The 9924-nt window shown below is 61.8% G+C and carries 7 protein-coding genes; 6 read left to right on the forward strand and 1 reads right to left on the reverse strand.

Translation table 11 applies throughout. The features are described from left to right. Positions 1-173: 173 nt before the first annotated feature. Positions 174-791 (reverse strand): TetR/AcrR family transcriptional regulator, encoded by a 618-nt coding sequence (locus tag ACSW29_RS17505; RefSeq protein WP_230815414.1) that lies wholly within the window; start codon positions 789-791, stop codon positions 174-176. A 100-nt stretch (positions 792-891) separates the two neighbouring features. Between ACSW29_RS17505 and ACSW29_RS17510 the strand changes: the two genes are divergently transcribed. The 6 genes from ACSW29_RS17510 (at position 892) to ACSW29_RS17535 (ending at position 9923) form a co-directional block, all read left to right on the forward strand. Then, positions 892-1806 carry an SDR family NAD(P)-dependent oxidoreductase gene (locus tag ACSW29_RS17510; RefSeq protein WP_448277848.1) on the forward strand — a complete coding sequence of 305 codons (915 nt, stop codon included), beginning with the start codon at positions 892-894 and terminating at the stop codon, positions 1804-1806. Between the two features lie 49 nt (positions 1807-1855). Beyond that, entirely contained in the window at positions 1856-3457 is a 1602-nt protein-coding gene (locus ACSW29_RS17515; protein ID WP_347874667.1) for a PucR family transcriptional regulator, read from the forward strand. A 145-nt stretch (positions 3458-3602) separates the two neighbouring features. Continuing rightward, on the forward strand, positions 3603-5201 hold the full coding sequence (locus ACSW29_RS17520; RefSeq protein WP_230815411.1) for an ABC transporter substrate-binding protein: 1599 nt from the start codon (positions 3603-3605) through the stop codon (positions 5199-5201). A gap of 215 nt (positions 5202-5416) precedes the next feature. Continuing rightward, entirely contained in the window at positions 5417-7015 is a 1599-nt protein-coding gene (locus tag ACSW29_RS17525) for an ABC transporter substrate-binding protein (RefSeq protein WP_448277849.1), read from the forward strand. Between the two features lie 227 nt (positions 7016-7242). Beyond that, complete coding sequence (locus ACSW29_RS17530; protein WP_448277850.1) at positions 7243-8844, forward strand: ABC transporter substrate-binding protein; 1602 nt, start codon at positions 7243-7245, stop codon at positions 8842-8844. A gap of 65 nt (positions 8845-8909) precedes the next feature. Beyond that, a complete protein-coding gene (locus ACSW29_RS17535) occupies positions 8910-9923 on the forward strand; it encodes an ABC transporter permease (RefSeq protein ID WP_230815408.1) in 1014 nt (337 codons plus the stop codon). The last annotated feature ends 1 nt before the right edge of the window (position 9924 follow it).

Genomic DNA, 9924 nt, shown 5'->3' on the forward strand with positions numbered 1-9924 from the left:
TCGGAGGTTGGCCACGCATTACAGCCACACCTCCTCTTCCCTGAATTCCTGCGCAAGTCCGCGCACGACGCCAACATGCTACCCCGACTGTCAGGGCACGACAAACCGAACGACAAGCCGCAGGAAAGCACGAACCGGCCGGAGGAAACCCGCACGGTGAATGCAGCTTTCAGTCAGCTCGCTGCGCGCAATCCGCCGACCAAGAGCTCGACGATCTGGTCCGCCAACGACTCCGTCTCCGCCAACGTCTGCCCTTCACGCCTTCGGTACCAGAGGTCGATGCCGTTGAGACTGCTGAGGAGTACTTTTGCGGCCATTCGAGGTGAACCCGCACGAATCGAACCATCCGCGACACCTTCGGTCATCACGTCGACGAACAGATTCTCGTAGTCGAGCCGCAGCGAATTCAGTTCCACCAGGACTTGCTGCTGCCTCGGCTTGAGCGCCGAGTTCATCTGGCCCCGGACCCCCTGGTGGATCGTGTGGTGATATCCGAGATGTGTCATGAGATTGACCAAGTGGGCGTGCGACATCGCTTCGAGACGCGCAAGGCCGCTGTCTGCGCCGTCCATCCGAGCCTCGACCTCGGCGCGGAGCAGGCTCATCCCGCGCTCGTAGATTGCCAGGTAGATGTCGAACTTCGAACGAAAGTGGTAGTAGACAAGACCTTTGGTGGCGCCGATTCGATCGGCCAGTAAATCTACAGTCGTGGCCGCGTAACCGTCTTCGGCAAAGGCGTCGGCGGCGCTGGTGATGATCGCGGATCGCACGTCCGGAAGATCACTACTCATTCGACTTCCACTCCCGTTCACACTGCCTGCCAGCCCTTGACTGTTTCCACGCTATCGCATAGTAATACTGAGTAGTATCCCAGATCAGAGAGGTTTTCCAATGTCGTTGGATTTTTCCGGCAAGGTAGCGATCATCACGGGCGCAGGCGGCGGACTCGGCCGTTCGCATGCACTGGCCCTCGCCGCTCGCGGTGCCCGCGTCGTCGTCAATGACATGGGTGGCTCGGTCAACGGCAGTGGCGGCGCCGATACCGCAGCAGCCAAGGTAGTGGCGGAAATCGTCGAGCTGGGCGGCGAAGCCATCGCGGACCACTGCGACATCACCGATGCCGACGCCGTTGCCGCCATGGTTGCGACAGCAGTCGCCAAGTGGGGCCGCGTGGACATCTTGATCAACAACGCCGGAATCCTGCGTGACAAGTCCTTCGTCAAGGCCGAGCTCGACGACTTCCGCAAAGTCATCGACGTGCATCTGATGGGTTCCGTCATCTGTTCCAAGGCGGTCTGGCCGCACATGGTCGAACAGAACTACGGACGCATCCTCATGACTACGTCGGCATCGGGAATCTACGGTAACTTCGGCCAGGCGAACTACGGCGCCGCGAAGTCCGGCGTCGTCGGCCTGATGAACGTTCTGTCCATCGAGGGCGAGCGCAAGGGCATCCGCGTCAACTCGCTGGCCCCGACCGCCGCAACCCGCATGACCGAGGATCTCCTCGACGAGAAGACTCTCGCTCTGCTTGCACCCGAATCGATTTCACCCGGCGCGCTGTTCATGGTCTCCGACGATGCGCCCACCAAGACCATCCTCAGCGCGGGTGCCGGCGTCTTCGCGATCGCTCGTATGGAGGAGTCGCAGGGTGTGTACATCCCCGAAGGCGCACTCTCCCCCGAGGTCGTTGCCGAGCGGTGGGCCGAGATCAGTGACATGACGAATTCCGTTCAGGTACCGGCGGCATTCGATCAGACCCGCCGGTTCGTCGAGAAGGCTGTAGCGGAGCAGCCGACCAACTGAGCGGGGCAACCCGCCAACTGATCGACCATGCTCCCCCTAAGGTGTGGTGGTGACCACACCCACGGGAGTATCGATCGTCGACATCGTCGACAGACTGGGAATGACGTTCCTCAGCGGTGGCGACACCGTCGACGGCGCCCGCACTGTCAGCCGCGTGACCCTGCATGAAGGGTCCGAAGCTACGCAGGACAGTGCGGGCGCCGTCGTGCTCGGTGCAGGTCTCGCTGGTTCGGCCGATATCGCAACGGCGGTAAGAGAATACGGCTCGGCAGGCGCGGTAGCACTGATCGTCAAGGAACCCCTGGACTTCGACGGACTCGTCGAGCAGGCGGTGGCCGACACCGACGTCGCGCTCCTCGGAATGGTCAAGGATGCGAGCTGGCTCCAAAGCGCGTCGTTGATCAACGAGATCCTCGAATCCGGCAACAACAGGGACCGCACGACGGCCGCCGACGCCGACCTGTTCGATCTCGCCAACTCGATCGCTCAGGTGATGAACGGCCCCGTCACCATCGAGAACCAGTCGAGCCGGATCCTCGCGTTCTCGGCGGATCAAGCCTTCGGCGACGAAGCCCGCAAGCAGAGCGTCCTCGGACATCAAGTGCCGCAGCACTATTCCGACCGACTCAGGTCCATGGGGTACTTCAACAAGATCTACGGCTCGGCTCTTCCGGTCTTTCTACCGGGTATCGGGCCGGGCATCAGACCCCGAGTCGGCATGCGAATACATGCGGCATCTCAGATCCTCGGTTCGATCTGGGTGATCTTGGATGAAGAGCCGAACGAATTGCAGGTCAAAACGCTCGTCGAGGCTGCGGGTGTGGCCGCCATGAGTTTGCTTCGCGCCAAACTGGCCGCGGATTCGGCACGACGACTGAGGCTGGGTGAGGTGATCACACTACTCAGTGGCGGTACTTCGGCCAAGGAAGCGGCCGAGCGACTGGGCTACGGTCGTTCGAAGGCAACCGTGCTGGCGGCCGGCTTCCGTGGCGGCGCCGGCGCGTCGTTGGAGGCTGAAGCCGACGTCGATCAACTGGCCCTGACACTCAATACCTATCTCCACCAGGTATTTCCGCTGTCGGTGGCGGCAGCGATCGGCGGCACCGTCTACGCCGTCATCCCCCACACCCGGCACCAGACCGACGACGACTACGTGCGCCGGATCGCGTCGGAGTTCGCAGACCGTTCCCGTTCGGAGAAGTCGGTGGTCATCGGAATCGGCGCGACGGTGACCGACGTGATGACACTGGAGAAGTCACGCGACGAAGCCGACAGAGCGCTTCGCGTTCTGAGGTCGACGTGGAATTCCTCGGGCCGGACCGTCGCGCGTGCCGACGACGTGCAGATCAATTCCCTGCTTCTACGCCTCTCCGACGCCCTGGCCGACGAGAACGAGACGGCGTCAGGTCCGCTCGCCGTGCTACGCGAATACGACCGTACGCACGACATCAACCTCGTCGACACTCTCCGCGCCTGGCTCGACACGTTCGGCGACATTCCGGCGGCCGCCTCCTTGGTTCACATCCACGTCAACACGTTCCGGTACCGCCTCAAGAAGCTCGCCGGCATCGCTGGGATCGATCTCGACGACCCCGAGACCCGATTCAGCCTGATGCTCCAGCTTCGTCTCTTCTATCCGGCGGTGTCGTAACGATCTACCAAATCTCACGGAACCTTCGTAAATTCGGACGATGCTCTCCTTCTTTCGTTGGGTGAAGATTCATGCAATCGTCTTTTGCTCCCCACTCGATAGACCGCGCGTCGCTCGGGTCGGGACTACATCTTCCGGAGGCACCATGAAACAACGGTCCTACGCACTACTGGCTGCAGCAACCGGCACCGTTCTTGCCCTGACCGCGTGCTCGTCGGGCGACTCGTCGGGTTCGGGCGGTGGGGAGCCCCTCACCGACGGCACCTTCAAATTGGCTCTCGTAGCAGACCCGGGTGCACTGAATCCGCTGATGACCGCCGCCTCGCCGGCACACCAACTGGCACGTTTGAGCTACGACTATCTGCTCCATCCAGATCCCGATACCGGTGTCACCAAACCGTGGCTCGCCGAAAAATGGGAAGAGACAACCACTTCCGCATCCTTCACCATTCGCGACGGCGTCACCTGTACCGACGGTTCCGCCCTGACTGCTCAGACTGTCGCAGACAACGTCAACTTCATCACCAACGCCGCAAACAAATCCGCTCTCCGCGGTGTGTACGCACCGGCAACTGCGAGCGCCACCGCCGACTCGGCGACGCGGACCGTCATCGTCACGACTCCGGAACCCTCGCCGTTCTTGCTTCTCAACCTGGCGCGAATACCGATCATGTGCGAGGCCGGATTGAAGGATCCGACGGCGGCAAACAAGACGACCTTCGGGTCGGGCATGTTCCAGATGACCGAAGCCGTGGCGAACGATCATTACTCGTACGTCCGGCGCGACGGGTACAACTGGGGGCCGGACGGCACTACCTCCGATACAGCCGGAGTACCCAAGAATGTCGTCGCATCCATCATCACGAACAACAGCACAGCGGCAAACCAGGTGTTGTCCGGTGATCTGAATGCCGCAGCGGTTTCCGGCCCCGATCAGGACCGCATGAACGCCGCGAACTTGGATACCGTCAAACAGCCTGCTCCGGCGGGCGAGATGTTCTTCAACCACAGTCCTGGCAATCCGACGAGCGATCCTGCCGTACGCAAGGCTCTGGTCCAGGCTCTCAATCTCGACGACCTCGCCGAGATCTTCACGGCCGGTCGCGGAACCCGATCGACCACGATGGTGTCCATCGAACCGCGGGCCTGCATCTACGACTCTGTCGCCGGAAACCTACCGGGCTTCGATACCAGTGCGGCCGCAGCAACTCTCGAGTCTGCGGGCTGGAAGGTCGGCGCGGATGGTAAGCGCAGCAAGGACGGCACACCTCTCCGAATTCGGATGGTCTACGAGACGTTCGGTGACGCGACCGATGCTGCCGCCGACGTCGCGGTCAACGCGTGGAACGACCTGGGCGCCACCGTTGAACTCACCAGTGGAGACTCGAACAAGATTCTCGATGTAGCACTCAGCGGCAAGGACAACACGGCGTGGGATGTCGCGTGGGAGCCGATCAACGTCGCGCTGCCCAGCATGTTGGTCCCCTTCCTCTCCGGTCCGGTGCCCGCTGCGGGAATGAATTTTGCGTCGATCTCCAACCCGTCCTACGACGCAGCCGTCGTCAAAGCCTCCGGACTGACCGGCGAGGACGCTTGTGCCGCTTGGGCAGACGCTGAGTCCGAGATCATCAAAGCAAACTCGGCGGTACCTTTTGCCGACAAGATCACGACTCTCTACTTCAACAATGCAGGTCTTGCATTCGGCCGCAATTTCATCGGTTCGGCCCTGCGCCTGTACCAGTAGTGGTTCGACGGCCTGCCCGGTCGACAACTGTGCATTGACGCTCAGAGTCGACCGGGTAGGGCGACCGTAATCCACTACGAAGAGTCTCCGAACTTTCGTGAATCGCCACGATACGACTGAGGGGTCGTCGCGTTAGTGTCGTCCAATCGTCATTCGTTCCTTGCCCGCCGCATCTGTTTTCGACTTGGGCCAAGGATTCTGCCACCGGAGGCTCCATGAAAAAACGTACTTGCGTCGTGCTGGCAGTCGCCGGCTGCGCGACCCTCCTCTTGTCCGCTTGTTCTTCAGGCGGGTCGCCCGGAGGTAACAACGGCCAACCCGTCACGGACGGAACATTCCGGCTGGCACTGTTCGGTGATCCAGGAGCGCTGAATCCATTGATGACCACGTCCACCTACGCCCACAGTCTTGCGCGTCTCAGCTACGACTACCTGATTCACGTCGATCCCGAAACCGGGGACGCCGGGCCTTGGCTGGCCGAAAAGTGGTCAGAGACAACCACTTCAGTCGAATTCACAATTCGTGACGGTGTCACGTGCTCTGACGGATCCGCGCTGACGGCACGCACCGTCGCAGACAGCATCAACTTCGTCACCGACGAGACCAACGGGTCCGCTCTCCGCGGGGTCTACGTGCCTGCAACAGCAACTGCCACTGATGATCTCGCGGCCCGGACGGTGACAGTGACTACCCCGGAACCGTCCCCGTTTCTGCTCCTCAACCTGGCCCGCCTGCCGATCATGTGTGAGGCGGGATTAACGGATGCGGCAGCGGCGAACAAAACCACCATCGGGTCCGGCATGTTCCAGATGACCGAGTCCGTCGCCAACGATCACTACACCTTCGCCCGGCGCGAGGGCTACAACTGGGGACCGGACGACACGACCTCGACCACGGCCGGTCTACCGGAAGCCGTCGTCGCGTCGATCGTCCCGAACATGAGCACCGCCGCAAACCAACTTCTTGCCGGCGATCTGAACGCGGCACAGGTGTCCGGCGCGGATCAGGACCGATTGAACTCTGCTCCGCTGGATACGATCAGGCAACCCTTTCCGTCCGGCGACATGTTCTTCAACCACATGCCGGGCAATCCGACAAGCGATCCGGCGGTTCGGAAGGCTCTCGTCCAGTCGCTGAATCTCGACGATCTCGCCGAGATCTACACCTCAGGACGTGGCACACGTTCGAGCACGATGGTGTCCGTCGAACCACGCGCATGTGTCTACGATTCGGTCACGGGCAACGTACCCGACTTCGATTCCAACGCAGCGGCAGCAACTCTCGAGTCTGCGGGCTGGAAGGTCGGCGCGGATGGTAAGCGCAGCAAGGACGGCGCGCCGTTGCGGATCCGACTGCTCTACGAGGCACTCGGTGACTCGTCCGACGCCTCGGCGGATCTCGCGCTCTCCGCATGGTCGAACCTGGGCGCAACCGTCGAACTGATCAGCGGCGACGCCAACAAGATTCTCGATGTCGCGCTGAGTGGCAAGGACAACTCCGCGTGGGACGTGGCGTGGGAAACAATCAACGTTGCAGTGCCGAGCATGCTCGTGCCCTTCTTCTCCGGCCCCGTTCCGGCCGACGGACTGAACTTCGCGTCCATCTCCAACCCGAACTACGACGCAGCGGTAGCCAAGGCGTCAGCAGTGACCGGCGACGCTGCGTGCTCCGCGTGGGCGGAGGCCGAGTCGGAGATCGTCAAGGCCAATTCGGCGATTCCGTTCGCCGACCAGATCACCACGCTGTACTTCTCCAATTCGGGGCTCGCCTTCGGACGCAACTATGTCGGCTCCGCTCTTCGGTTGTACGAGTAACCGTGCTGCAGCGACCGGGGAAATCGTTCTGTCTCGCCGGTCGCTGTCCGCATACGGACAGGTATTCACTGATCGCGCCGATTTTCGTGGGAGCGGACGAAAATCGACCCGATTTTCGTGAGGATCGACAGAGATGCGCGTCACGTCATGCGCCAAGATTTAGCAGTCAACACTCAATCGCGCCCTCACGTTTTTCGCTCGGGCCCCAGCTCCATCCCGGAGGCACCATGAAACACCGCTCCTATCCAACACTTGCGGCAGCCGCAGGGCTCACGCTCGTGTTGTCTGCTTGCGGCTCGGGAGGCACGTCCTCGGGCGCCAGTGGCGGTGAACCGGCCACGGACGGGACTTTCCGTTTCGCCTTGCAGGCTGATCCGGGCGCACTCAACCCGATCATGTCGGCCTCTCAGGCAACCGCCGAGTTGTCTCGATTGGCCTACGACTACCTGATCTACCAGGATCCCGATACCAGCGAAGTCGGACCGTGGTTGGCGGAGAAGTGGGAGGAGACTCCGACCTCTGCGTCCTTCACCATCCGCGAAGGTGTGACCTGCACCGACGGATCGACGCTGACTTCCCAGACCGTCGCGGACAACATCAACTTCGTGGCCAATCCGGACAACGGTTCACAGTTGCGCGGGTCCTCCGTTCCGACCGGTGCCACAGCAACCGCCGATCCGGCAGCGCGCACCGTCACCGTCACCACTCCGGCGCCGAGCCCGTTCCTGCTTCTCAACGTCGGTCGACTGCCGATCCTGTGCGAGGCCGGGCTGAAAGATCCGACAGCATCGAACAAGAAGTCTCTCGGCACCGGCATGTTCGAAGTCACCGAAGTCGCCGCCAACGACCACTACACGTTCGAGCGTCGTGAGGGTTACAACTGGGGCCCCGACGGCACCGCTTCCGATACCCCCGGCGTCCCCAAGACGGTCATCGCCGCCATGGCACCGAACGTGAGCACCGCCGCAAATCAGCTTCTCTCGGGTGAACTCAATGCAGCTCCGATCGGAGGGCCAGACAAGGACCGCGTCGCGGCAGCCAATCTGGACTCGGTTGGCCGGCCGGTGCCTGCAGGCCAGATGTACTTCAACCAGATCGCCAGCAACCCCACCAGTGATCCGGCAGTGCGCAAGGCGCTGATCCAAGCGGTCAATCTCGACGACCTCACTCAGGTCATCACCGCAGGAAACGGGGTCCGGGCCACCAGTCTCGTCGCCGTCGAACCGCGCGCCTGTGTCTACGACTCTGTCGCAGGCAACGTTCCGGACTTCGACCTCACAGCTGCAAAGGCAACACTGGACGGCGCTGGTTGGACTGCCGGCGCTGACGGCAAGCGAAGCAAGGATGGCAAGCCGCTCAATCTCCGCCTCGTGTACGACGGCACCGACGATCCGCGCAATGCGGCGGCCGAACTTGCTCAGTCGGCATGGTCCGAACTCGGCGCAAACGTCGAGGTGACCGGGGGTGACTCGAACAAGATCATCGACGTCATTCTGAGCGGCAAGGACAACTCTGCCTGGGACATCGCCTGGGTCCAGGTCAACTCCTCGCTGCCCAGCACCTTCACCGCGTACTTTGCCGGGCCGGTTCCCGCAGCAGGCAAGAATTTCGGATCGGTCAGCAACCCCGCCTACGAAGCAGCAGCCACCAAGGCTTCCGGTCTGACCGGTAGCGACGCTTGTGACGCTTGGGCCGACGCCGAGTCGGAGCTCACCAAGACGATCGCGGCCGTGCCCTTCGCCGATTCCGTCATGAATGTGTACTTCAACAAGGCCGGACTCTCATTCGGTAAGACGCTCACCGGTTCTGCGTTGCGTCTCTACCAGTAAGTCGTTTTCCCGCTCAGCATCTCTTCCCGCCCTGCATCTGTTCCCGCCCTCCGGAAAGACAGCCCATGAGTCAAACTATTGAAGCCGCGAAACCAGAAGCGGCGCCTCAGGCTCGAGCAAAGTGGCTCGAGTCCGACAGCTGGCCTGCATATCTTCTGCGTCGTTTCGGCACCTTCGTGATTTCACTCTGGGCGCTGGTGACTGCGGCGTTCCTGATGCTCCAACTGATTCCGGGAGACCCGGTTCGGTTGGCACTGGGAATGAACGCACCGGTCGAACTGGTCGAGACGACGAGGTCTCAGCTCGGTTACGACCTTCCCTTGTGGCAGCAGTACTTCCGATTCATCGGCGGTTTGCTGAGCGGGAATCCCGGTGACTCGATCACCTTGAGGACTCCGGTCTTCGAGGTGATCGCGTCCCGCCTACCGGCAACACTCGAACTGGCTGTACTCACAGTCGTCACGGTGTTGGTACTGGGCATTCCGATCGGCCTCATCTTCGCTGCACTGACCCGCAACGGTAGACGACGCGGAGTCGAGATCGGTTACACCGCAACGTCGGGAACCATCGCCGTGATCCCCGAGTTCATGTTCGGCACGGCATTGGTCTACCTCTTTGCCGTCACGTTCCCTGTTCTTCCCGTCGCCGGCCGCGGCGGACCGGAAAGCTACATCCTTCCGGTCGCGGCCATGTCGATCGGTGCCATCGCCTCGATGTCGCGCATCGTCCGTGCAGAGGCGCTCGGCGTGTTGGACATGGATTACATCCGCACGGCGCGCGCCAAGCGAATGACGGTGGCACGAATCTACTTCCGTCATGCAATGCCCAACCTCTTGACATCGACGCTGACGCTTGCCGGACTCCTCTTGGGCGCACTGATCGCCGGCACCGTGCTCATCGAGAGCATCTTCGCCTGGCCCGGCATGGGCATGGCGCTGGTCAAGTCCATCACCGAGAAGGACTACCCGCTCGCCCAGACACTGGTCGTGATCTACGGCGCCATCGTCCTTCTCATCAATTTCATCGTCGACGTGGTGCTCGCTCTCATCGACCCACGATCCACAATTCGGGAGAACTGAG

This window comes from Rhodococcus sp. GB-02, from assembly GCF_053470465.1.